Raw genomic sequence first — 24952 nt, 5'->3', positions numbered from 1 at the left:
AAACTACCCCAAAGTATTGAAAGATAGCAGTCCTAAATGAGAAAGTGAAATCTTGTTCCCCAGACTGTTAACGGTCAACCCTCAACTGTTATATAAGATTTCTGGTATCTTGTCTCTAAACAACTGTAGCCAGTTTGGGGTGTTCAATCTTAGTTCCAAGTACTGTGAGGAATTCTGCCAGCCAACGGGGATGAGCAGGCCAAGCTGGCGCTGTTACCAAGTTACCGTCAACTATGGCCTCATCAACAGGAATATCGACATAGATACCTCCAGCACTGTTGACATCTGGGCTACAAGCAGGGTAAGCAGTACATCTTTTGCCTTGTAACACATCGGCAGCTGCCAATAACTGCAAGCCGTGGCAAATAGCAGCGATTGGCTTATTTGCTTGGGCAAAATGACGAGTAATTTCTATTACCTGCTGATTCAGGCGGATATATTCTGGTGCCCTTCCTCCGGGAATTACCAAAGCATCGTAGGTTTCGGCTTTTACCTCTGCAAAGGTAGCATTTAAAGTGAAATTATGACCAGGTTTTTCGCTGTAGGTTTGGTCTCCTTCAAAGTCGTGAACTGCTGTTCGTACTTTATCGCCAGCTTTTTTATTGGGGCAAACTGCATGGACAGTATGTCCTACCATTTGCAGTGCCTGGAAAGGAACCATTACCTCATAGTCTTCTACATAGTCGCCAACCAGCATTAAAAGTTTCTTTGCAGCCATATTTTTGCTACCCTCAGTGATTAATTATTTATTTATCATTGGTCAGTTGCAAAGCACAAATGACAACTTTAACGTCTAAATGTCCAATTTAGACAGATATCAGCTAATGCGTTTATCCGCGAATTTATCGATATATTAGAGCATTAACTTTGGCAAAATGCACCTTTTGAAGGCTACGATTTAACAAAGTTTAACGCATCCTTGTATATTATTTGCTAGTTAGGAAAAGGCAAGAGAAACCACTGCCTATTGCCTATTGCCCATTACTAGCTATAATTAACTACTGAGGTTTATTAAAGCAAATGAAATTCTGCGATCGCTCTGCTAAAGTTTTTGTTTTCATGTCCTGGGCGACTCAGTTTAATTAAGGCGAAACGCTGTAATGGTGTTAAATATGCCCATTGTTGTTGTGTCAGGACTACTCCGATTTCTTGAGCTTTTTCTTGGACAGTGGGTGGTATGGTATCAGAGTCAAGCCATGCAGGATGCGCTTCTATAGGCAATTTGCCAACTACTATGCCCGTGCGCTGTAAAATCAACTGCTCGATATATTTGCGGTAAGACTGAATTTCGGTTTCTGTAGTGCAAGGCAATTCGACTAAAGCTTGACGCTCTGCTGTAGTCATTTGATTCCAATCAGACAATTTTAGCTTAATGCCACAGGTATCTAATTTGCAACGCACCTGCATGGGAATACAACGCAGCGAATCAACAAAATCTGCTTCAAATTCAAAGAAATCTGCCATAGCAAAGTATTGAAAAATGGCTTATAAGAATATTGGTTGAGTAATATAAAATTTCTCGGTGACGGTGGGGAATAAAGGGTGTAAAATACAGTACATTTCATCTAAATTAGCTATAGAAGGGCGGGCAGGATGCCCACCCCACAAGATTTATCATATTAAGATGCGTACTTAATTTACTTGCAAAGTGCTGTTTTTTTAATCCACAACAAGTTGTTATGTCTTTTATTTAACTTTTTTACCTGGAAGTACTGGAACGAATTATTAAATAACTAATTGATAGGGCAAGAATAGCGACACCTAAACCAATTATATCAATTCCGGGAACTTTTTCTAAATCAAGAATAATAATTTTTCTGGCAACAGCAATTAAAGAAGTTACAATAACTAATTCAACCTGAATAACGTGTTTTCTCAAATAACCTGTGATGTTTTCTAAAATTTCTAAAGCAATTAAAATATTCAAAAATAAACCAAATATTTTATATAGTGTTGTGTTAAATTTACCATAAGGCATTGTAAATAATTCTTTATATAGAAAAAATGCTAAATCGCCGATCGCCACTAAAATTACAACTACCATTAAAATAGATAAAACCTTAGAAACCAGCACTTCTACATTTTCAATCATGTGCATGAAGTTCTGGTCTTTGGTAGTTGCTAAAATTGCCTTCAGTAGCCTTCTCATGTCCTGCACCTGATTCTAAAATAAAATCCCATAGAAAAATCTAAAGGATTAAAAAGATTACTTATCGATGCTTTGTAAGTTTTTTATTTCCCAGATTAAAATGGGAGCTAGTAAAATTTCTTGTGATTCAAAATTTTACCTCTTTAAATATAGTAATTGGTAATAGCCAAGAGTTGAGAGACAGAAAAAATAATAATAACTATTGACTATTGAGTATTGACTAATTTACCTATTGCTGGTTACCGATTCATGGTTAAGAGTTATATCATTTCACGAAAATCTTAATACATTATAGATTTACCGTAGGGACGTACAACTGTAAAGCCCATACCAATATATTTGTATCAGGTTGAAAGTGAAACAGTATTACACTTAGCATCTCACCGTTGTAAGGATTGGAGTTGATGATTTTTGACTGTAGTTTCCAGAGAAATTGGTGTCAATTGTACTGCACAGGCTTTTAATTCTGGTTGCAGAGAATCGGGACAAGATTCAGGGTGGGTGAGGGCGTTTGCTTCGGCATTATCCGCCCAAAGGTAACCCCAGTGCATGGGGACAAAAACTGTACCAGGTGCGATCGCTTTTGTTACTTTAGCAGGAAATTTAGCTTCACCGCGACGCGATCGCACTTCTACATACTGATTATCTACAATACCTAAACGAGCAGCATCACGGGGATGAATTTCGATAAACGGTTCGGGATGCATTTTGCAAATTTTTTCAATCCGTCCGGTGCGCGTCTGGGTGTGCCAATGGCCGTAAAGTCGTCCGGTAGTTAATACAAAAGGATAATCAGGGTTTGGTGGTTCTGCCAATCCTTTAGAGTAATACGCGCCAAATCGAGCGCGTCCGTCAGGGGTGTGGAAGCGTAAGTTGGTGTAGAGGCGTTTGGAGTTAGGAGTGAGGAGTGAGGAGTTAGGAGTGAGGAGTGAGGAGTTAGGAGTGAGGAGTGAGGAGTTAGGAGTGAGGAGTGAGGAGTTAGGAGTAGAAGATTCTAATTCATCACTCTTAACTCTTAACTCATAACTCTTTTCTGGGTGAGGCCATTGAGTCGGGCCTTGTGCTTTTAATTGAGCGTGGCTGATACCCGTCATCTCACAAAGGCGATTTTTAGTTAGTTTGGCAAACTCCGCGTAAACTTCAGCGGAGTTAGCAAAGGCAAATTCTTTAGTAAAACCGAGCCTGCGTCCAACTTCAGCAAAGATTTCCCAATCTGGCTTCGCTTCTCTTGGCGGTTGGCGGAAGGCTTGACACAGAGTCACCGTTCGTTCCGAATTGGTCATGACGCCAGTTTTTTCACCCCATTGGGCTGCTGGTAGCAGAACATGAGCGTAAGCAGAAGTTTCTGTGGGATAATAAGCGTCTTGGTAAATGGTAAAAGGCGATCGCAACAAAGCCTTCTTCGTCCGTTCTAAATCTGGCATACTCACAGCCGGATTTGTAGCAGCAATCCAAAGTAACCCTACAGCATTATTTTCTAGCCCAGTAATCATGTCCCAAGCAGTCAAACCGGGATGGGGCGAAATTTGTCCAGGGTTGAGTCCCCAAAACTCTTCAATTTCTGCGCGGTGTTCGGGATTTTTGACTAGCCGATAACCCGGTAATAAATGCGCTAAACCCCCAGCTTCCCTTCCTCCCATTGCGTTTGGTTGACCGGTGAGAGAAAAAGGGCCGGCGCCTGGTTTACCAATTTGTCCAGTCATCAGATGCAGGTTGATGATGGTTCTCACCTTAGCCGTTCCTTCTGATGATTGATTTACACCCATCGACCACAACGACAATACCCGCTTTGATTGACTCCAATATCGAGCTGCTGTTTCTAAATCTTCAATAGTGATGCCACATTCACGAGCTACGACTTCTGGAGGGTAGTGGCGAATTACCTCAGCATAAGCAGGAAAATTGCTGGTACAGTCTTCGATGAACATGGTATCAACGTGGTTCCAGCGCATCAACAAATGAGCGATGCCGTTTAACAAGTCGATATCTGTACCCGGACGAATCGCTAAATGTAAATCTGCGACTTCTGCGGTTGGCGTGCGCCGGGGATCGACGACAATCATTTTGACTTTGCGGTTCTTTTTGTGATATTTTGCCAGTCTATTGAAAGCGATCGGGTGACATTCAGCTGCATTAGTACCAATTAAAAATGCACAGTCAGTTAACTCCAGGTCTTCGTAACAGCAAGGAGGCCCGTCTGAACCAAAGCTTTGAATGTATCCAGCCACAGCACTAGACATACATAAACGGGAGTTGGCATCAAAATTATTAGTACCCAAACACCCTTTCATGAATTTCTGGGCTATGTAATAATCCTCGGTTTGAAATTGACCAGAACCATACATACATATAGCTTCTGGGCCTTGGGTGAAACGCACGGTTTGAATACGCTTAGTGATGAGATCGAAAGCTTCATCCCAACTAACACGGCGAAACTCTTGGTCTAAAGACTCTCGCACCATTGGGTAATGTAATCTATTTTTATCTAGAGATTCGGCGATGGTTGCACCTTTGACGCAAACCATACCTTGACTAGATGGATGAGCTTTATCACCCCGTACCCGCCAAATTGGATTTCCTTGGTTATCTCGATTGGTTGCTTTGCCAAGTTCTGCTGGGGGCGAAACTTCTAATCCGCAACCAACACCACAGTAAGGACAGAGGGTTTTGGTAAATTCACTCATGGCAGTTGTATATGGATAGTTTCACGCAGAGACGCTCCAGGTGCAGAGAAGAGATGAACAGAGGTATTGAGTGTTCGTAGAGAATTGAAAATTGCTCTTCTTAACTCTCTGTGTCTGTGCGACTCTGCGTGATATTTATTCTTCGGTTAACAAGATAGTAGGCGACGTTTCTGATATTTCACTTTCATCAGCAGCAAAGGAATTTTTCGGCTCTTTGAGGAAGAAGGCACACATAAAGGCGCAGATTATGGCAGCTAAACCCATTGTGCTGAATAGTGTGGGTGCGTCAGTTAAGCTAAAAATTGTTAGGTAAACTACGCCGCCAAAATTACCGTAAGCCCCGACGTTGCCGGCAATTTGTCCGGTGGCTTCTTTTTTAATTAAGGGTACGATGCTGTAGGTTGCACCGCAGCCAGCTTGGGCAAAGTAAGCGGCAAACATTGTAGCTGCGATCGCCAATGGAATCGGCCAGTTACTATTAATAAAATGCGCCATCAAGTAGCCAACACCAATACCTGCACTGATAATTGTCATTGTCCATTTACGGGAACTGAATTTATCAGAAATTAAGCCACCGCTAGGACGAGAAACTAAGTTCAGAAACGGATAAGTAGCGGCAATCATCCCAGCAACAACGTGTTCTAAACCAAAGGTTTTCTCAAAAAATGCTGGCAACATGGAAACGGCAGCAAGTTCTGAACCAAAGTTAGTGACGTAAGTAAATTCGAGTAAAGCTACTTGACCAAATTGAAAACGTTGGGCTGGTGGGTAAGTTTTTTTGCCCATTAAAAGTTCGCGGTTGACTTGCCAAGCTTTATAACTTTGATAAAGAAATAATCCTGCTAATAATAACCAAGCCAGATACATTTGGCTCAAAGTTAAGAAGTGAATGTTCTTTTGTTCTAAGCGCCAAGCTAATAAACCGAGAGCGAAAATCAAACCAAAATTCGAGACAATCATCGCCCAGAAGCTTTTAATACTGGTTACTTCTAAAGCACCATTTTTCTTAGGTTTTTTGTAGATTTTCCCAGTGGGCGTATCTTGGACACTGTTGTAATAGATTACGCCGTAGATAGCTGCTACGATGCCTGTAGAAGCGATCGCTAATCGCCAATTAGAAGCACCACCAGCCAAAAAGCTTGTAGAAACTGCAATTATCGGCAAGGCAAACTCGGCACCAAAAGCCCCAAAGTTACCCCACCCGCCGTAAATACCTTGGGCAATTCCCATCTCTTTCGGCTGGAACCATTCAGCCACCATCCGAATACCGACAACAAACCCAGAACCAACTATTCCCATCAACAAACGACTGATGACTAATTGATTGAAATCCTGGGCGAACGCTGTCGCCAAACAAGGAACAGCTGCAAATATTAGCAGCATTGAATAGGTAATTCTGGGACCAAAACGATCTAAAAGCATCCCAATAATTAACCGTGCGGGAATTGTTAAAGCCAGGTTACAGATGCCTAAAGTTTTGATTTGTTCTGGTGCTAAATCTAATTGTTTGCCAATAGTTGTAGCGAAGGGAGCAAAGTTAAACCAACAGACAAAGGTGAGAAAAAAAGCAAACCAGGTTTGATGTAAGATGCGATAGCGATCGCTGAATGAAAATAGATTTTTAAGCATTCTAATTCTTGAAGGTGTAGGGATTGCTGACTGGGGACTGGGGACTGGGAGTATGAGAAGTACAGAAGAATAATTCATAACCAATGCCCAATGCCCCATGCCCATTTTTTTTATTCGTCAGTGTGAGCAAATCGGCGATAGAGGAAGTCTAAAGCGTAGTTCCGCAGGTTGTAGTATTCTGGTTCCATGATGCGGTGACGGTTGCGGGGGCGCGAAATACGGTTCAGTTAAGGCTAGGACTCTTTTTTTGAACATAGACGCGCAGCGGCTTGCGGCAGGCTACCACAGAGGCGCAGAGGACACAGAGAGAAGAAAGAGAAGGAAAAATTGCTTAATTGAACTGTATTGGGGTATGGGGCATTAGTTATTTCTTTCCGTGCCTCCCCACTCCCCAATCTTGTACAGACAAGGGTTAATCGCGTCTGTACTAACTACCAACTACTAAAGCTTCTTGTTTGAGTTTTGCTCCAAAGTTTTTGATGAGTAAATCTTGCAATATTGGCTGTAAATCTTCACAGGGTATGCCTTTGATAATGCAACTTCCCAGATGGGCATCTTTGCCAACTTTGCCACCCATATATATGTCAACGCCTTCGAGGGTTTTGCCATTTTTGCGGGTTTTAGTTCCCATTAAGCCGATGTCTGCAACTTGAGGCTGTCCGCACGAATTAGGGCAACCAGTCCAGTGAATTCGCACGGGATGGGGGAAGATTAAATCTTCTTCTAAGGCTTTAATCATTGCTAGGGCGCGGTTTTTGGTTTCGATGAGGGCAAAGTTGCAAAATTGTGCGCCTGTGCAAGATACTAGCGATCGCGTTAATAAACCTGGATTAATCGAAAATCTCTCTAGCAAAGGTTCTGCTAAAAACGTGGCTAATCTCGATTCTGCAACGTTGGGGATCACAATGTTTTGCTCGACTGTTAACCGGATTTCGCCACTACCGTAAACTTCTGCTAGACGAGCAATTTCAAACATATCATCGGCATACAATCGACCTACAGGAATGTGCAAGCCTACATAATTTAATCCTGGTTGTTTTTGTTTATATACTCCGATGTGGTCGCGTTTTTCCCAGTCAATTTCGTCTTTTGGGGCTGCGAGTAACAATGATTTACCCAAGCGATTTTCTACTTGTTGGCGAAACTTTTCTAAACCCCATTCATCAATTAGCCACATCAGACGGGATTTTTGCCGATTAGCACGCGGTCCGCAATCGCGAAAAACTTCTAAAACGGCTCTACACACAGCTACCACATCTTCCGGAGCCACCCAAGCATTCAGCGGAATCGCCGCCTCACAGCGTTTGGCAGAGAAAAACCCACCGACGAGGATGTTGAAACCAAATATTGGGGATTGGGAAGAATTTTCCCCAGTCCCTAGTCCCCAGTCCCCAGTCCCCTCTTTAAATGCCGGCACGAATGCCAAATCATTAATTTCGGCGTGAACTGAATTGTCTCTGCCACCAGCGATCGCAATGTTAAACTTCCGTGGTAAATTGCTAAACTCTGGGTTGCCTTCGCCTTTGTTGGTGAGCATATCTTGAATTTGCTGTACTAACTCTCGCGTGTCGTACAACTCATCTGCATCTAACCCCGCCACGGGATCGCCTGTGATATTGCGGACGTTATCCATCCCCGACTGGACGCTGGTTAAGCCAACTGCGTGAAATCTATCAAAAATATCTGGTAAATCTCCAATTCTGATGCCTCGCAATTGAATATTCTGTCTTGTAGTAATGTCAGCGCTACCCTCATCACCGTAACGCTGCACTACTTGGGCTAAAACACGCATCTGAGTGCTGGTGAGAATACCGTTAGGCATCCGCAACCGCATCATAAACTTACCTGGAGTGACTGGACGAAAAAATACACCCACCCATTTGAGTCGATGATCTCGGTCTGTTTCGTCCATTGCTTCCCAACCCAAGGCGGCAAATTTTTCAATTTCACTCTTAATGGCGAGTCCATCTTTTTGAGCCTTGAATTTCTCGAACTTATTCAGGTTGGCGGTGGTAGTTGCTGTGTCTGTCATGAGGCTGACTCTCGTTGCAAGTTACTAAGTAAACGTCAAAACTTGTAGTTATTACCCGATATCAATCAACCCGTAGTCCCATCAGGTGGTGTATCTACGAGGATTAGAGATGAAAAACTTAGATATGCGATTACGGCTGATTATTTATACTTCCGAAAATTCCAACGCGAAACTTCAAATCCGTGGTTTGTTGAGGAAAATTTGTCGTAATTTACATTTTGGGAATTCGTCAAGGAGTTTTGGCTACTGTTCATGTAACAATTTCGATACTCATAAGTTAAGGTCAGATTTCTGTTAAAATCGTATAAATTGTTACGGTTTTTTAGTAAAATTGCAGAAAATGTATGAGAACTATGCATTTTTTACATCAAATTTAGATCTAAGTAGCCCAAAGTGCTTACATCAAAGGTATTTGAGATGACTGAAGGGATTTTCAATTACTATGTAGCAATCCTATTTGACGATCTGTCACAATTCTTGTCAAAGAACTATGAAACGTCGTGATTTTATTAATTGGGTAGGTTTGGGTTGGATAGCGAGTTCTTTACCTGTGGCGATCGCAGCTTGTTCTTCCGTGAAAAATATAGGATTAGAAGACTGGGTATCGGTAGGCCCATCGGCAGAATTAGATAAAACAGGTCAATTGCTGGCGAAAGAGTCACCTGTTGGGCCTGTGTTGATAGTCGGCACATCTAAGTCTGGAAGTTTGACGGCTGTTAGCCTTACCTGTACTCATGCAGGTTGTACCGTGGGATGGAAAACTGACACCAAAAAATTCGTCTGTCCCTGTCACGGTTCAGAATACGCCCTTGACGGTACAGTAAAAAGAGGCCCAGCAAAAGAAGGGCTGAAAACCTTTGCGGCAAAAATTGAGGGTGATTCAGTCGTAGTTAAACTAGGCTAAAAGCGATTGGGGATTGGGGACTGGAAGTGATGAGTGTTGACTGTTAACTGTTGACTCTTAAGCTGAGCTTGAGATGCTCCCTCCGCCTCCTGTGAAGAGTTATTATTCTTCCCTCTGCTCCCCCTACCTCGCCATCTCCCAAGTCCCCAGTCCCCAGTACCCAGTCCCCATTCACTTTTAGAATCGTGAACAACATCAACCAGCTTTTGGTGCAAGCCCAGACTGCCCATGATGCAGCTGATTGGTCATCACTAATTCAATATTTACAACAACTAATTTTAGGGGCAGATTCTGAACATCCAGAGATAGTTAAAAATCGAGAATATCTGCTCTCATTAGCACTTTCAATGTTAGAGATGGGGGATTTTCAGCAACGCTGGGAAATTACCAAGGTATTAACTAACTTGGGAAATATTGCCATCCCACCACTTATTGAAATCTTAAAAGATGAAGACGCAGACGAAGAATTACGTTGGTATGCAGCGCGGACTTTAGGCGAATTTAAGCACCCAGATGCCATCACATCTTTAGTAGAATTATTGAAAAATGATGAGGATGAAGAACTTAAAGCGATCGCAGCTACAGCACTAGGACAAATGGGTACTGTTGCTATTACTTCGCTCACAGAACTTCTAGTAGATGAAGATACACGACTTTTGGCGGTGCGATCGCTTTGTTGTATTCCGCAAACAGAAACCATTGCACCACTGTTGAGTGTAGTCCAAGACCCACAACCCGCAATTCGCACCGCTGCAATTGAAGCCCTGACTAACTTTGATGATGAACGCGTACCACCAGTTTTGTTAAACGCTTTGGATGATGTAGCCGCCACAGTTAGACGGAAAGCAGTGGTTGGTTTAGGTTTTCGCCCCAACTTGCGCCAAGCCTTCGATTTAGTGACGAGACTACAACCAAAGCTTTATGACATTAATCTTGATGTTTGTTGTGCAGCAGTCGTTACTCTTTCTCGTATGGATTGTGATGAGGCTGTCAAACACTTGTTTGATTTGCTAATTTCACCCCAGACACCGATAACGCTGCAATTAGAAACTATCCGCGCTTTAAGTTGGATGGGGACACCATCGAGTTTGGAATATTTACAAACAGTATTTGAGCAAAGCACATCAGAAACAGTGTGGCAAGAAATTGTCACAGTTTTAGGGCAAATGCAAAAGCCGCAGTTAACAACACTAGCAGCAGAGATTTTACTAGAAGTATTGCGATCGCAACATCCAGCTACAAAAATTCTCAATATCAAAAGTGCGATCGCTTTATCTTTAGGACAGTTAGGCAAAACCCACGCAATTGAACCATTAATTTCGCTGCTAGCTGATTCTCATACATCGGTGAGACTACATGCCATCGCTGCACTGAAAAATCTTGATAAACAAGCTGCATATCAAAAATTGCAGCAGTTAGCAAATAACGCTGCACTTATACCAGATTTGCAACAAGGAATCGCGATCGCTCTGGCAGAGTGGTAAATTTTCTGAAAGAGGATGAGGAACCAGGGGAGTGAATACTAGCTTTGAGAAAAGCATTAGAAGGTAATACAGCCATTTGGTTTTGTGTTGGTTCACATACAGAGTATGACATGTTAGTCTCTGAGTTATAGCTGATGACTGTTGACGGTTAGCAGTCAACAGTCAACTCACATGTCTAGAAAAATTGGGTTTTCCCGACGCCTTTTTATAATGTGATGAATTAAAAATCTTATCTAAAAATTTATATATTTCAGCAGAAAATAGTTAAGTCTTTTTTGGCGATATTTGCCGAAAAAGTCGGTGCAAAGCGGATAATTGACCACGAAGGCAGGAAATTCTGATTTAGGCAAATGTAAATCCGATCGAAAGACCTGTAACAAACTCTACTAAACTCTGGTGAAAAAACCGTTAACTTAATGAAACCGATAAATGTAATGCAGGCTACATAAAAATGCGCCTAGAGCAGTTGCAAGCCTTTCTAGCGATCGCCCAAACCGGCAGCTTTCAACAAGCAGCGCGAACATGTGGTGTCACGCAATCAACGATTAGCCGCCAAATCCAAGCATTAGAAGCAGATTTGGGGATAGAACTATTTCACAGAACTAGTCATGCCAAGCTAACGCTGGCGGGTGAACGTTTGCTACCTCGTGTCCGCAAAATTTGCCAAGAATGGCAGACCGCTACAGAAGAATTAGCCGATTTAATAGCCGGAAAGCAGCCAGAACTTTGCATTGCCGCGATTCACTCACTCTGCGGTTCTTACTTACCACCAGTGTTACAAAAATTTTGCCATGATTATCCAGAAGTGCAATTGCGGGTGACTTCATTGGGAAGCGATCGCGCCCTGAAAGTCCTTAAGGATGGATTGGTAGATTTAGCAATTGTGATGAATAATCGCTTTCTGACCACTGGTAGAGAAATGGTAGTAGAAGTACTTTATGATGAACCTATAGAAGTTCTAACCGCAGCCAATCATCCCCTAGCCCAATATGAATTCGTCCCTTGGTCAGAGTTAATTCGTTATCCCCAAGTCGTTTTTAAAGATGGTTATGGGATGCAGCGTTTAGTACAAGATAGATTTGAGCGTATGGAGGCTCCACTACAGGCAGCTTTAGAGGTCAATACCCTAGATGCCTTCCGGGGAGTCGTGCGCCAAGGCGAACTGATAGCTTTACTACCTCAATCAGCATTAGTAGAAGCACGCCAAGACCCTACCCTAGCCATTCGTTCCTTAGCCAGTAATAGTACTGGTAGTTTACCAGATAATTCTACTTTGACTCGCCGCGTAGTAATGGTTACAACTGGTGACCGTCTGCAAATTCCCCCCATCAAGCACTTTTGGCAACTTGTACTAGAGAATATCCCATTACAAATTGACCGGCAGCGATCGGCTTCATAATAATTGGGCATGGGGCATGGGGCATTGGGCATTGGGCATTGGGCATTGGGCATTGGGCATGGGGCATTGGGCATTGGGCACTTGTACTGAGCCTAGCCGTTGGCGCAGCCTCTCGTAGAGAAGTATGGGGCATTGGGCACTTGTACTGAGCTTGTCCTGAGCGTAGTCGTTGGCACAGCCTCTCGTAGAGAAGTATGGGGCATTGGTTATTAGTTATTGTTAACTAACAAAGGACTAATGACTAATGACTAATGACTAATAACTAAGGACTAATGATTAATGACCAACATATTTAGGGAATTCGTGCAGAAAGTAGGTAGCGGTAACCACACAGGGGAAAATTTAACTCGTGCCCAAGCAGCCACCGCTACTAAAATGATGCTGCTGGGTGAAGCTACACCTGCACAAATTGGAGCGTTTTTGATTGCTCATCGAATCAAGCGTCCCACCGGGGAAGAGTTAGCGGGAATGTTGGATGCTTATGATGAACTCGGCCCAAAACTGCAACCAATCGTTTCTGAGCGACCAGCGATGGTTTTGGGCATCCCTTACGATGGCAGAACCCGCACTGCACCAATTATTCCGGTGACAGCTCTACTACTCGCGGCGGCTGGACAACCAGTGGTAATGCACGGTGGCGATCGCCTGCCAACTAAGTACGGTTTACCTCTGATAGATATTTGGCAGGGTTTAGGAGTCGATTGGACTGCCCTACCCCTAGCAAAAACCCAGCAAGTATTTGCACAAACGGGAATCGGCTTTATTTATCTACCTCAGCATTTTCCCTTAACTACAAGTATTTGGGAGTACCGCGACCAACTTGGCAAACGTCCGCCCTTAGCAACAATGGAGTTAATTTGGTGTCCTTATGCCGGAGATGCTCACGTAATTGCCGGGTTTGTCCATCCACCAACTGAAGGCATGTTTCAGATAGCCTTAGGATTGCGGGGGGTAACAAAATTTACATTTGTGAAGGGATTAGAAGGTAGTTGTGACTTACCACGCGATCGCACTGCAATCATTGGCTTATCTGCATCGGTAACATCCCAAGAGATAGAACGATTGCACCTAGTACCGCGCGATCATGGTTTTACTACCAAAAACGTACCCCTTGGAACTACTGAAGAACTGGTGGCGGATATTCGAGATGTTTTGGCAGGTAAACCAGGGGAATTAATGCAAACCGCCCTATGGAATGGCGGATTTTACCTGTGGCGGAGTGGAATTTGCCCAAATATGCCAGAGGCTTTAGCTAAAGCAGAAGAATTATTAACCAGTGGTGTGGTAGCAGCTAAACTCGAAGAACTACAAGCCTTGCAGTAAATTCAGTGTCAGCTGCGGCCATACCCTTTAGGGTGTGAGCGACTTCTCCAAAATAGATTTTTGTTGTAACCAATCTTGACCGACTTGAATACTGATATCCGAGCCAAGGTTGCCAGTGCTTTCCACACGCACTTCTCCGAATCCCAAACTGTTGCGAATTGATTCGGCACTGTCACCATCTCCTTGTTGGGCAACGATGTGAGTTACCTCTAGAGGTTCGCCCCATGCCTTAGCTATAAATATATTGCGATAACCAGATTTTTCCAAGGCTGTGATTAATGGTTGGAGATTAGAGCGATCGCCACCTGTACTATCTTGAATTGCTACACGTAAAGAACGTGGGTCAGTCGTCTGCTGTTCTTCTTCAGATTCCAGACCAAAGTGTTGAGCCATGAGTTTGGCAATACCATTTTTGCTAGGTAACCAATAGCTAGCCTCAAACTCATTCTTCTCGCTAAATCGACCTGGTAGCATTAGCATTTGCATGTTGGAGCGATTTGTCCGGACTCCAAAACCTAATAGTGCTACTAATTCCTCAACCGTCAAGTTAGTGTCAATGTGTTCTTTAACGACATCAAGAACTTTAGGCAATTGAGCCACAGTAGCGGGGTTGAGAGTCTGATCCATCAAAGCACGCATAACCATTTGTTGCCGCTGAATCCGACCAATATCTCCGAGTTCATCATGGCGAAAACGTAACAATTGTAGTACCTGATCGCCATTGAGATGCTGCTTACCCGCTTTCAAATTGATGTACAAGTGCTGAGAATCATCTTGATATTTCATATCTTTGGGGACGTAGACTGTCACGCCACCTAAAGCATCAATCAGCTTGCCAACTCCCAAAACGTTAATTCGCACATAGCGATCGATTCCTACGCCACCCAAGAGATTGCTGACAGTTTTAGCAGTCAAAGCTGGGCCGCCGTCAACATTGGCAGCATTAATTTTTTTGACTCCATACCCTTCTATTTCTGTGCGAGTATCTCTGGGAATGGAGAGCATAACTATTTTTTTTGTCTCTGGATCGAATTTGACCAAGAGCATCACATCGGAAAGACCATCAAACGAGTTGACTTGCGGCAGATATTTAAGATTTTTAGTTTCGTGAGGGGGGTTTTGGATATCTGGCGGTAGTACGCTCATACCCATAACTAACAGATTAACCGGGCGAGTTAATTCTGAAAATCGCAGCACACCTCCGGAGATGCGATCGCTATCAAACACCGCTTCATCTTTTGGGCTTAGCTGGGCTTGCTGCAAAGGTGTACTAGTCAAAGACACCGCCAACAATGCCCCCGCTGTTGCCGATACCATTGCAATCCCACTCATACCCACCCAAAACCAGACCCAACGTCCGGATTTCGAGCTGTGGGAAATTTTTTTAATGGACTTTGAGGCTTTTCCCGATTGGTTTTCTTCTGCCGAACTTCTTTGAATGGTCACAGACTTCCTCACACTTACTCACTAATCAAATTCGGTAAATTTGCAGACTAAAAATATGCATACAAATCAACCCATAATACCTAACTCTTAATTATTAGTGCTAACTTTTTTAATCTAGTGTCAACCACAACACTTATAGCAGGATTTTTCCTTCTTTTGGGTAAATCTGGAGATGTTTTACTGAAGTATGGCAATAATAAACTGGATTTGACTAGATAGTATGAAGAAATCAATTGTAATTTTTTCCAATATCAGTAAAAATACTGTTAATTTTCATCCGAAAAAATTAAGATAAGTACTTTCCAACCACCCGTTCCGCTAAAGTAGTAAACCCTGGTAAACGCCCCGATTTGCCCTGTACTACACGGAAAATCAACCAAACACTCACTAAAAAATAACCTGATGTGAGAAAGCTATTAAGGATAAATAAACGTATTGTAAAAAAATCCGAAGTTGCTGCTCCGGTAGCCAATAATGAATATCCCAACAGCCAAGTAAGTGCCAAAGTAATAGACAGACGACTAATAGCGAGTTGTTCCCGACTACCGTGGCGGCGATAGAGAGTCCACAGAGATGGGAAAAAACCGATAATCGGAATTAAATATAAAAGTAACTGTGTTTTGGGCATTGGGGATTGGGCATCGGGCATTGGGCAAGCCGGAAGTGTGGGAGGTGTGGGAGGGTGGGGAAGAAATCTTTCCCCCCTCTCTCCCCACACTCCCGCATCTGTGTTTGTCTCCTCATCTCCCCCAGTCCCTAGTCCCCAGTCCCCATCCCCCATTCCCCACTCCTCAGTCTCATTTTGTTGATAATTTTCCATTGGGCTTAGTCTAACTCCTAAACTAGAAGGATGAATAAGACTCGTATAGTTAGAGATAATAGACTGTAAAGAAAGATTTAATCTTGTTCTATTCCGCAATCAGCTGAAAATGCAGACACGTAAGCTACTCGACTGGTGGCAGACATTTACACCAATGGCGCGAATCACGACGATCGCGTTATTCGTTCCGCTGCTAGTTCTCAATGGTTGGGCAATTTCGGTATTTTTTAATTATTTCCATTCTCTCATAGTCATTTTAGTCGGAGCCTCGGTACTAGCATTTCTGCTCAACTACCCCGTAAGCTGGATGGAGCATCATGGTGCCAGGCGAGAGCAAGTTGCTATTCTTGTATTTCTCCTGGCTTTATCGATTTTATTGGCCTTGGGTGTGACACTTTTTCCTCTAGCCCTCACCCAAGCTCAGCAATTAGTGGCTCGCTTGCCGGAGTTAATTGACTCTGGACGCTCTCAGCTAATGATTCTTAACGAAAAAGCTGAGATTTTCGGCTTACCCATCAACCTTGATGCTTTGGTAGTGCAAATCAACGATCGCGTTAAAGGACAATTGCAAGCGATCGCTGGACAAGTTTTAAATCTGGCTGTAGTCACATTCACCAGTCTGCTAGATTTTCTCTTGACGATGGTTTTGACTTTCTATCTTTTACAGCATGGAGGCGAACTTTGGCAAAGTCTAGTGGAATGGCTACCTGCTAGATTTCGAGATCCGTTTTCCAAAACCGTGCGCTTGAGCTTCCAGAATTTCTTCATCACCCAGCTAATTTTATCTACCTGTATGGCTTCAGCCCTAATTCCAAGTTTTTTGTGGCTGAAAGTCCCATTTGGACTGCTGTTTGGCCTAACTATTGGCATTATGGCTCTCGTGCCATTTGGTGGTTCTGTGGGCATCGCTCTAACTACACTATTGGTAGCGCTGCAAGATTTTTCAATGGGTGTGAAAGTTTTGATAGCAGCGGTGATAGTACAACAAATTCTGGAAAATCTAATTGCTCCCCGAATTTTAGGTAGCTTTACTGGTTTAAACCCAGTTTGGATTTTAATTTCAGTCTTAACAGGAGCAAGAATTGGCGGGCTTTTAGGTGTAATTGTCGCAGTACCCACAGCCGTTGTAATCAAGACCATTTTAAATGCAGTACGTCTTGGAGGGTTCACTAGTGAAATTGAGGAAGGTACTACAGGAGAAATAACTGGGTCGGTTGCACCAAACGAACCCCCAGAAGCTGATGCCAAAAAGACTCTCAGCATTTCGGAAGCAACATTACCCTAGTAAGAGGATAAGGGGACAAGGTGACAAGGGGAGTATTCTTTATTCCCGAATCACGCAAACAGAAGGGTTGTTGATCGTACTCACCAACCCTCTTAAGACTCGGTTATACAGTCCATATAATTCTCGGCCTTGCTTGAAATCTAAATAGTTACATTTAACCGCAAACTTCAGCCATACTTGAGTTTCTGCTGCCTCTGCCTCACAATCATTGAGTTTAGCAACAAAGGCTGCCTCACATCTTCGCTTGCGCCAGGCCTATGCTAAGTTAGCACACACAGAGCGAGATGAGCGTCGAATTTGGTCAGTTAAGGAATATCGCTCCTCAACAGGAAATTTTTTCGATATTTCAAAGATTTCCATTGCTGCGGAGAACGCCAGTTGATAAACCGCTAAATCTTCATGAGTCTTGATAGATTCTTTTCCCATTTCTTTGTCCCCTTGTCCTTTTCACTGTGGTTCAACAATTGAACCCATAAACAAAACGCTTCCCGTTTGATTATCCCTAATAGCACAAAAGAAGGGGCGATCGACAATCATGCGGAATGGTTCTGGCTCTTGTCTTAAAGAGGTTGCTACTATTCCTACAGAAGTAGCCGCAGCTGCTTGGGTGCCTTCTTCATTCACTTCCAAAAAAGTTTTATGCTTAACTTGGCTAATGGCAAAATTTTTACCCATGCCGGAAAAATTAGCTTTGTTGCTGAAAGCTTCTTCCATACCCAAAGCTTTCAAAGTATTATTAAGTGTAACATCGTATTCGGTTTTGAAGCGGGGTAAACGAATAAACCCTTTTTGTTTGTTGAACTGAGTCATCCATTTTTCCCAGTTCTCAACATTCAAGTTTTGAGAGAAGGCTTTGAGGTTAGAGTTTTGTTTGGGCAAGAAGATATAAAAACTGAGTTTACCATCTTTGCCATAAGGTAAACTCACTGCCTGAAATTGTTCGTTTTCATAATACCTGTAATCACCCTCTTGTGACATCATGGGGTGTGGTTTTTGTCTGCCAGATGTGATGTAAAACGGTTGTTCATTTGTTTGATTTTTATCAAATTCATTTGTCCAATTACCTTTAAAATATATGGCATTAATCAAAAACAACACTTGATCCGGTTCGATTTTTTGGACTATTTTATCGATTTTGCCAGCAGTATTAGCTTTTACCCAATCGTTTATGGTAGTGGTGGCTGTAGGATCTTGAAAGTTTAAATTGCTGACCTTGGCTTGATAAAAATTCTCTGTTCTTTGGAGAAAGTCTGGCTGAAATTTTACCTCTTGATTTGCCCAAAGTGAGTTAGCAATCTTCAGTTGCACTTTGGCATCAGGATTCTCTAAAAGCTGCTTTAATATTGCTGCGTATGCAGAGTTAATTTCTGACAGATTCATCCCCTGTAATTCCAGGGTTTTTGCCATTGCTTGTTGAGTCGAACCGCTAGCGCCATTGTATGTCATTGCTAGGGCGATCGCTACACTCGAAGGTGAGATAAAAACGTTTTTTTCTCTACCATCACTTTTGTTAACTTCGGAAAAAAGCTTGAAGCCAAACTTATTATTAGATTGAACAATTTTAGTATCAGTATTGACTGTTTTTTTTTCCAATGGAGTTTCTGGCTGGGGTAAACTAGATTGAGCAAGGGCACTTTTATTACTATCGACCTGAGAACACCCTAATACACTGAAGAGAACAACACTTGCAGCAGCCAAAACATAACGTCTGCCAAGACTAACCCCGTAACGTCTTTGCAGAAAATTTTCTTTCACACCAGTAAATTTTTGCCGATTCATTCTGCTACCTCACTTGCCAAAGATTGTTAATCTGTGTCTCAGGGTTGACGCAAAACCGTGTCAATGATTAACTATTGCACCTGCTGTAATAGAAGAATGGCACTGTTACAGTTTTTGTAACAGCAAACAATTAGGCTCAGAGGAATTAAACACAAGTTTTAGGGTTGGGAATTCCCAATTGCTGTTCCAGGCGTTTGTACAAAGGAGTTATCAAAAATTTCGATTTTTAGAAAATTGCCCAGTTATCTATAAACGTATAGTAGACTACGCAATTATAAAATAAGTAATTCCGCAGAATTATTTACACAAAGGCAATGGACAATAGCTTTTGACTATTCCCTATTGCCTAAATTTTATGTGTAGTTATGGGTTGCTACTTCAATTAATGGGCACACTCCACCAAGCTAAAGCATAAGGTTGAGTTGCTTCATTTAATTTTTGACGAAACTGGACGCGGATTTTGTAATTTCCAGTAGCAGCAACCGGGCAAAAAATATGTTCTACACTATCAATTTGACTGATTGAAGAACAAACAACACTGCTATCTTTTTGGGCATCAGCTTTTACTAGGTAGAGGTCGAGGTTATTCAAGCCACGATCGCGAAAATTTTCACCCACATCATACTGCTGATTCTTATTGCTATCATTGAGTTCTACCAATCGATCCCAACTCAGAGTAATCGCTACAAAACTACCCTGTTTTAAGGGTTTGGCTAAGGGATAATCAACAGAACCGCCAACATCGATTGTGCGATAATCCCAACCAATAGAGGGTATTGCGGCTGATGGCTGCCATTGACCAGCGTTAAATTGCTGATAAGCGCGAAAAACATTCAAATGACCTGCTCCCATTTGGGCATCCAAAGGAATTTTTGGATCTTTGTAAGCTTCAGAAGCCAGCCAATCTTGATTTTGCTTATCAATTAATGTCCGAGTCATTCCCAAACGCAAACCATCGCCCCTATCTTGGATTTTGTCTGCTGAATTGAGCAATACAGCTTTCATCACTTGATGACGCCGAGAATCTGTACTCCAATGAGGTTGTTTTGTTCGCAACTGTCGGTCACCAAGTTCCTGCAACAAAGCAACACTAGCAGTAACCTGAGGTGCTGCAAAACTTGTCCCCGTAACCTTGTTCAACTTGCCATCTGGATTAAGTAAATTGATGTTATTACCAGGAGCAACTAAACTGATAGCGCGACGCCCACCAATATTAAACTCCCTCCCAGCTAGCCGCCCAGTTGCTCCTTGATTTACACCAGCCAGATTAGCAACATCTACTTTATTAAAAACTCCCCCCCTGCGGGATGAAAAAGCTACGTTGATTCCGTTAAAATTATCTGTAGGAATGGGAATACCGCCCTTTCCTTGGTTGCCAGCGATCGCATACAAAACATCATGAACGCGACCAGACCAGTCAACACATAAAGTTAACAAAGCATTGCCGTCTAGAGTCGCCTGCGGCCGAGGATCGCGGCTCAGAGGTTCGCCAAAACTAAAGTTAATCGCACGGACATCGCCACTATTTTGCAGCGCTACATGCTGTGCTGATAAGCATTCTTCTGGCTGACCCATATTTTTAGTTGAACCGACAGCAGACGAGTAAAGTCGCGCTCCCGGAGCAACTCCTGGTATGCCTTTGTCTCGACTCACCATCACACCAGCAACATTGTAAGCATGGGGGTCAACACCGCTATTAGACTTAGCTGGCCCATTGCGTAAGAACACCGCAGCTAACGATATGGCGCGGTTTTTAGACACCGCCTTATCCCAGCCAAACATTCCCGGCCGACCGATTTCTACTTGACCAATAGCAATCTTGCGACCGATTAAATTATAAGGACTTTGATGTAACTTGAGAGCGTCAATGCCGTTAGTTCCCAAAGGAGACTCTAAAACTGAAGCAATTACTGGCGCACTCAGACACGAAGCACTCAATCCCCAAATTATCCAAGTTAGTTTTTTAGTCATTAGTTATTAGTCATTAGTCATTGGTCAAGAGTTAGGAGTTATTATTGTTCCTCTGCTCTTTTGTTATCTACTCCTGCAAAAAGGCCGGGATCAAAGTTATGAGTCTTGCTCAATGCTTTGTTACAATGATTACAGACGAGGACGCTTAAAAATCCACTAGCCATGACCCAAAACCTATCTCAAAAGCCCATTGTAATTTCTCCATCTATCCTATCAGCCGATTTTAGCCGTCTGGGTGACGAAATTCGTGCTGTAGACGCGGCCGGAGCAGATTGGATTCATGTTGATGTAATGGACGGTCGTTTTGTACCTAATATTACGATAGGCCCTCTGATTGTGGAGGCGATTCGTCCAGTTACAACAAAGCCACTGGATGTCCACTTGATGATTGTGGAGCCAGAAAAGTATGTAGAAGGATTTGCTAAAGCGGGTGCTGATATTATTTCTGTACACGCAGAACATAATGCTTCCCCACATTTGCACCGCACTTTGGGACAAATTAAAGAGCTTGGTAAGAAAGCTGGTGTTGTACTCAATCCTGGCACTCCTCTAGAGTTAATTGAATACGTTCTGGATTTGTGCGATTTAGTACTGATTATGAGCGTAAACCCCGGCTTTGGCGGTCAAAGCTTTATCCCCGGTGTGTTACCTAAAATCCGCAAGCTGCGCCAATTATGTGAGGAACGCGGCCTTGACCCTTGGATTGAAGTAGATGGGGGTCTGAAGGCAAATAATACCTGGCAAGTTTTGGAAGCGGGAGCCAATGCGATCGTTGCTGGTTCGGCTGTATTTAACACCAATGATTATGCACAGGCTATTACAGCAATTCGCAACAGCAAGCGTCCTACCCCAGAATTAGCCAAAGTTTAATTCATTTTTACATTGACTATACTTTACAAAAGGTAGGTTGGGCAGATTAATTGCCCAACCTATTTTTATTGGAAATAAAAAACTGGAAGCTATTCAAATTTTGAACTTCCAGCCATTGAAATATAAATTGAAAGTTTATAAACCATACATAATCCAGGTTGGGAGGACTAGGATTACAATAGTCAAAAGAGAAGCGTGTGAGCCACTAGTTCTACCAGCCAAGACAACAATCTAACCGTAACTATTTCTATTTCCGTTCTTGGTGTTGATGCTAAGCGTTTGCTTTATTAACTAAAGCAACACCAACCCCAAGATAGAAAACTTTATCAGCATGACTAACACCGTCTGCAGCTCGGTGAAAGCTTTATAAGATTTGGTTTGGGGGAAGCCACCTCTCCAAATTTTCTTTGCTCGGACTTTCTCGGAAAAAGAACCACCAGTAGCAACGGTTGGTTCATTGGTCTTGGTCTAAGAATTATCTAATACATGAAATGCTGACTATTTGTATAATCAGTTTGATCTATTTCATGTTGAGAACTAATGATTGATTTTATGTTTTAAATTAACTTGCTTGCCAGGCACCTCTATTTTGATTGAAGTTATTATTTTTAGTTTACCAATTTCGTCAGTATAAATTTGCCATTTTGGCAGATTTATACTAATCTGCTTTGATTTTTCAATTTATTTACGCAGGTAGAGAATGGGGAGTATGAATCCGATTAACCTTTCGTGTAGAGTTAAGGAATCAGATTTTTTGAGTTGAAGGCGAGTTTTTCAGACAATCAAATAGAAGTTTTATATGAAAAATCTGCCACCCATTAAAAAATGGCATGGCAGTAGCTGAGAGGCTTAATCAACCCCAAGCAAAATCTATTGATGCAAAATATTTTTAATTCAATCTCAAGTATCTCAAATAAATATTTTGAGTACTTCCAATTTTATTGTTGATTGGACTGATTGATATTCTTTAATTTATTGTGCCAGCCTGCGATCTAAACTACTACCACGGATTTCTGTTTTTTGCTTGCCCACTACTTCAAGATAAGGTATGTCTTTAATTTTAGTTAAGCAACTTGATGATACATTGCTATCAGATCTGGAATCGTTGGGCTGTTTGAGCAGTTTTATATTTTCAGTTTGCTGTTGGTTTACTCTACTACCTTGAGAGTTTTCTTTCAACAATCGATTATAAGTACGATATGGAATGTAATGAAGAGGATTATAACCAGCAAATCGCAGCATTAAAACACACGCCCAGGAATACTTTCCAGCCAAAATTGCTTCAACTACTTTATCAAATTGTTGAGCCTTCATTGTCTTGTCTAAGTTACTACTAATACTAGCAATGTCTTGATTCATAGTCTTTAGTTCTCTTGGGTAAAGTAAACTAGTTTGGTTTTTGCAATTCTTGGTGTTTCAATTAAGGCTTACAAACTAGACTAGCCTTTTTGCAGCTGTTTAATCGCTTGGGAGAAGTAATCCATAAGGGGCGATGTTGGATGTTGATAGAGAATAAGCATCCATCAACAGACGCGTAGATAAATTTCCCAAATTATCGCTGGCGATCGCTGCTTTCAAGTCTGGGCGTAGCTATTGGTAGATGCAGCTTTGCCCTCTTATAACTTTCTCAACCCCTAATTCAATCAATTTTTTTGGATTAACTATTGTATAAAATACTACTCACAAAGTGAAATCATTTCCGGGAAATTTCTAAACTTTTTAAGACTACTACAAAAAATTATTTACCTTTAGGCGTTTTAAACGCCATTTGTATTTATACTATTTTTTGCGGTTAATGTCACTTGCTATATTAGCAGATTTATAAGTTAAATTTACCGATCACTTTTCAATATTTACTTATGTATTGTGCAACTTTTACATTTGTCATATTTGCTAATTAATGGGGGGTAAGACCCCTCAGACAATATGAATTTTAACCCATTATTATTGTCTAGGAGCTAGATGATAATACCATTAAATATCATCTAAAACAACATCGCATTTAAGGAGTGTATATAGCATTGTCAATAAAACTAGCGCAGCATTTATTAAAAATATTCTTTATATCTGGCTAGAGCAAATAGTAATTTTTTGCTTGAAACTCTTGTTCTAAAAGGATTTTGTAAAACAAAATTTATAACATAGCCATGCAGTTTTAATTTTTTATAAATACTAAATATAGTTAGCTATATTTTAAATTAACTCCTTAATGCATACATATATTATTATGCAAAATTTTCTAGCATTATTTAAAACAAGTTAATAATGCTAGATTTTATATAATAAATAAAAATTAGTCTTTATGAAAAATATAAAAAGTTATATTTTTCATAAAGACTAATTTGATTGAAAGTAAAGTTTCCTATTTTTATTTAAAATAAATATATACTTATTAGAAACTTTAAGCTATTCAAATAAATAAGAATATTAGTCTAATTTTATTAGTAAAAAGCTCGAATAAAAGCTATTAGTCAGTATAAATTGCTCACGAACATCTTGGATAAATAGGATACCTCGGACGAAAACAAGGTATGCCGTGTATGAGCAATGGTGGAGAGAGCCTGGGATGATGATGAATTTAGTAAGATATTGACTAATTTGGGTTAAGTTCTCTTGAAATTAGCGTTCCTACTCAATAGTTAGGACTATAGTTGCTTGATTCAGAAGCGAAAATTGTTGGCTTTTGCATCAGTGGGGGATGCCTGCCGTTTTTGCTAGCCTACGCAATTTTTCTCCTTACCAGACAAAAAATAGCTCGGAAATTTCTTGCCAATAAGCTATCTATGGGTTATGATATGAGTCCGGCTAATTAATACTTGCCCAAACTACTAGCACCTCATATCCCAAAGTTTGGGCTACTTCTGGCTACTTCTGCTAAAACCGAGAGAAAACCACTGTGTGGTCTATCCGCCCAAAGTTACGCAAAGTCTAAATGTCTTAGCGTTTATGTTTGTAATATTGTCAGCTTTCTCCGGAAAACAGCCTGGACAATGCTAGCAATATTTATCGCTAAAACTAGTAGTATTTGCATTTTTTGAAACGTAGTCTTGAATTCTCACTACTTTAACTCATACCATTACTGAAATTTTCCTTCCCTTCCGGAAACACTGGAAAATAAAATTACAAATGTAGACTCTGACTTTTTACGTCATCTAGAAAAACTAGGGAGTGGGTAAA

The 24952-nt window shown here is 41.6% G+C and carries 17 protein-coding genes and 2 pseudogenes; 6 read left to right on the top strand and 13 right to left on the bottom strand.

The window, feature by feature from the left end; genetic code table 11:
* Positions 1–115: 115 nt before the first annotated feature.
* The 7 genes and pseudogenes from H6H03_RS02170 to H6H03_RS02140 form a co-directional block, all read right to left on the bottom strand.
* Positions 116–718 carry a DJ-1/PfpI family protein gene (locus H6H03_RS02170; RefSeq protein WP_190953486.1) on the bottom strand — a complete coding sequence of 201 codons (603 nt, stop codon included), beginning with the start codon at positions 716–718 and terminating at the stop codon, positions 116–118.
* A 293-nt stretch (positions 719–1011) separates the two neighbouring features.
* Positions 1012–1464 (bottom strand): nitrate reductase associated protein, encoded by a 453-nt coding sequence (locus H6H03_RS02165; protein WP_190953485.1) that lies wholly within the window; start codon positions 1462–1464, stop codon positions 1012–1014.
* A gap of 235 nt (positions 1465–1699) precedes the next feature.
* Positions 1700–2149 (bottom strand): phosphate-starvation-inducible PsiE family protein, encoded by a 450-nt coding sequence (locus tag H6H03_RS02160; protein WP_190953484.1) that lies wholly within the window; start codon positions 2147–2149, stop codon positions 1700–1702.
* A 380-nt stretch (positions 2150–2529) separates the two neighbouring features.
* Entirely contained in the window at positions 2530–4833 is a 2304-nt protein-coding gene (locus H6H03_RS02155; protein WP_190953483.1) for a molybdopterin oxidoreductase family protein, read from the bottom strand.
* A gap of 135 nt (positions 4834–4968) precedes the next feature.
* Entirely contained in the window at positions 4969–6462 is a 1494-nt protein-coding gene (locus H6H03_RS02150) for a NarK family nitrate/nitrite MFS transporter (protein WP_190953563.1), read from the bottom strand.
* Between the two features lie 110 nt (positions 6463–6572).
* Positions 6573–6677: pseudogene (locus H6H03_RS40045) on the bottom strand (ABC transporter ATP-binding protein); the annotation flags it as partial.
* A 212-nt stretch (positions 6678–6889) separates the two neighbouring features.
* Positions 6890–8494 carry a ferredoxin--nitrite reductase gene (locus tag H6H03_RS02140; protein WP_190953482.1) on the bottom strand — a complete coding sequence of 535 codons (1605 nt, stop codon included), beginning with the start codon at positions 8492–8494 and terminating at the stop codon, positions 6890–6892.
* A gap of 490 nt (positions 8495–8984) precedes the next feature.
* Between H6H03_RS02140 and H6H03_RS02135 the strand changes: the two genes are divergently transcribed.
* The 4 genes from H6H03_RS02135 to H6H03_RS02120 all read left to right on the top strand — a co-directional run bounded on the left by H6H03_RS02135 (position 8985) and on the right by H6H03_RS02120 (position 13604).
* Positions 8985–9398, top strand: coding sequence for a QcrA and Rieske domain-containing protein (locus H6H03_RS02135; protein ID WP_190953481.1), 414 nt, complete (start codon positions 8985–8987; stop codon positions 9396–9398).
* A gap of 182 nt (positions 9399–9580) precedes the next feature.
* Positions 9581–10882, top strand: coding sequence for a HEAT repeat domain-containing protein (locus H6H03_RS02130; protein WP_190953562.1), 1302 nt, complete (start codon positions 9581–9583; stop codon positions 10880–10882).
* Positions 10883–11333: 451 nt separating this feature from the next.
* Complete coding sequence (locus H6H03_RS02125; protein ID WP_190953480.1) at positions 11334–12281, top strand: LysR family transcriptional regulator; 948 nt, start codon at positions 11334–11336, stop codon at positions 12279–12281.
* A 279-nt stretch (positions 12282–12560) separates the two neighbouring features.
* A complete protein-coding gene (locus H6H03_RS02120) occupies positions 12561–13604 on the top strand; it encodes an anthranilate phosphoribosyltransferase family protein (RefSeq protein ID WP_190953479.1) in 1044 nt (347 codons plus the stop codon).
* Between the two features lie 27 nt (positions 13605–13631).
* Here the strand turns inward: H6H03_RS02120 and H6H03_RS02115 are convergent, their stop codons facing one another.
* Both H6H03_RS02115 and H6H03_RS02110 read right to left on the bottom strand, forming a co-directional pair.
* On the bottom strand, positions 13632–15050 hold the full coding sequence (locus tag H6H03_RS02115) for an LCP family protein (protein WP_190953478.1): 1419 nt from the start codon (positions 15048–15050) through the stop codon (positions 13632–13634).
* Positions 15051–15336: 286 nt separating this feature from the next.
* A complete protein-coding gene (locus tag H6H03_RS02110) occupies positions 15337–15699 on the bottom strand; it encodes a hypothetical protein (RefSeq protein WP_190953561.1) in 363 nt (120 codons plus the stop codon).
* Positions 15700–15979: 280 nt separating this feature from the next.
* Between H6H03_RS02110 and H6H03_RS02105 the strand changes: the two genes are divergently transcribed.
* Entirely contained in the window at positions 15980–17155 is a 1176-nt protein-coding gene (locus H6H03_RS02105; protein ID WP_190953477.1) for an AI-2E family transporter, read from the top strand.
* A 39-nt stretch (positions 17156–17194) separates the two neighbouring features.
* Here the strand turns inward: H6H03_RS02105 and H6H03_RS02100 are convergent.
* The 3 genes and pseudogenes from H6H03_RS02100 to H6H03_RS02090 form a co-directional block, all read right to left on the bottom strand.
* A pseudogene (locus tag H6H03_RS02100) lies at positions 17195–17581 on the bottom strand (four helix bundle protein).
* A gap of 21 nt (positions 17582–17602) precedes the next feature.
* Positions 17603–18934, bottom strand: a complete 1332-nt coding sequence (locus H6H03_RS02095) for a serpin family protein (RefSeq protein ID WP_190953476.1) — start codon at positions 18932–18934, stop codon at positions 17603–17605.
* 378 nt (positions 18935–19312) lie between these two features.
* Positions 19313–20905 carry a S8 family serine peptidase gene (locus H6H03_RS02090; RefSeq protein WP_190953475.1) on the bottom strand — a complete coding sequence of 531 codons (1593 nt, stop codon included), beginning with the start codon at positions 20903–20905 and terminating at the stop codon, positions 19313–19315.
* A gap of 162 nt (positions 20906–21067) precedes the next feature.
* Here H6H03_RS02090 and rpe point away from each other — a divergent pair, with 162 nt between their 5' ends.
* The gene (gene rpe, locus H6H03_RS02085; protein WP_190953474.1) at positions 21068–21775 is read left to right on the top strand and encodes a ribulose-phosphate 3-epimerase; all 708 of its coding nucleotides are present in this window, start codon (positions 21068–21070) and stop codon (positions 21773–21775) included.
* Between the two features lie 972 nt (positions 21776–22747).
* Here rpe and H6H03_RS02080 read toward each other — a convergent pair.
* Positions 22748–23134 carry a HetP family heterocyst commitment protein gene (locus H6H03_RS02080; protein WP_190953472.1) on the bottom strand — a complete coding sequence of 129 codons (387 nt, stop codon included), beginning with the start codon at positions 23132–23134 and terminating at the stop codon, positions 22748–22750.
* Positions 23135–24952 lie beyond the last annotated feature (1818 nt).

This window comes from Nostoc paludosum FACHB-159, from assembly GCF_014698835.1.
Lineage (GTDB): Bacteria > Cyanobacteriota > Cyanobacteriia > Cyanobacteriales > Nostocaceae > Nostoc > Nostoc paludosum.
Note: the sequence above shows the minus strand (reverse complement) of the source record. Positions and strands in the feature narration are given on the sequence as shown.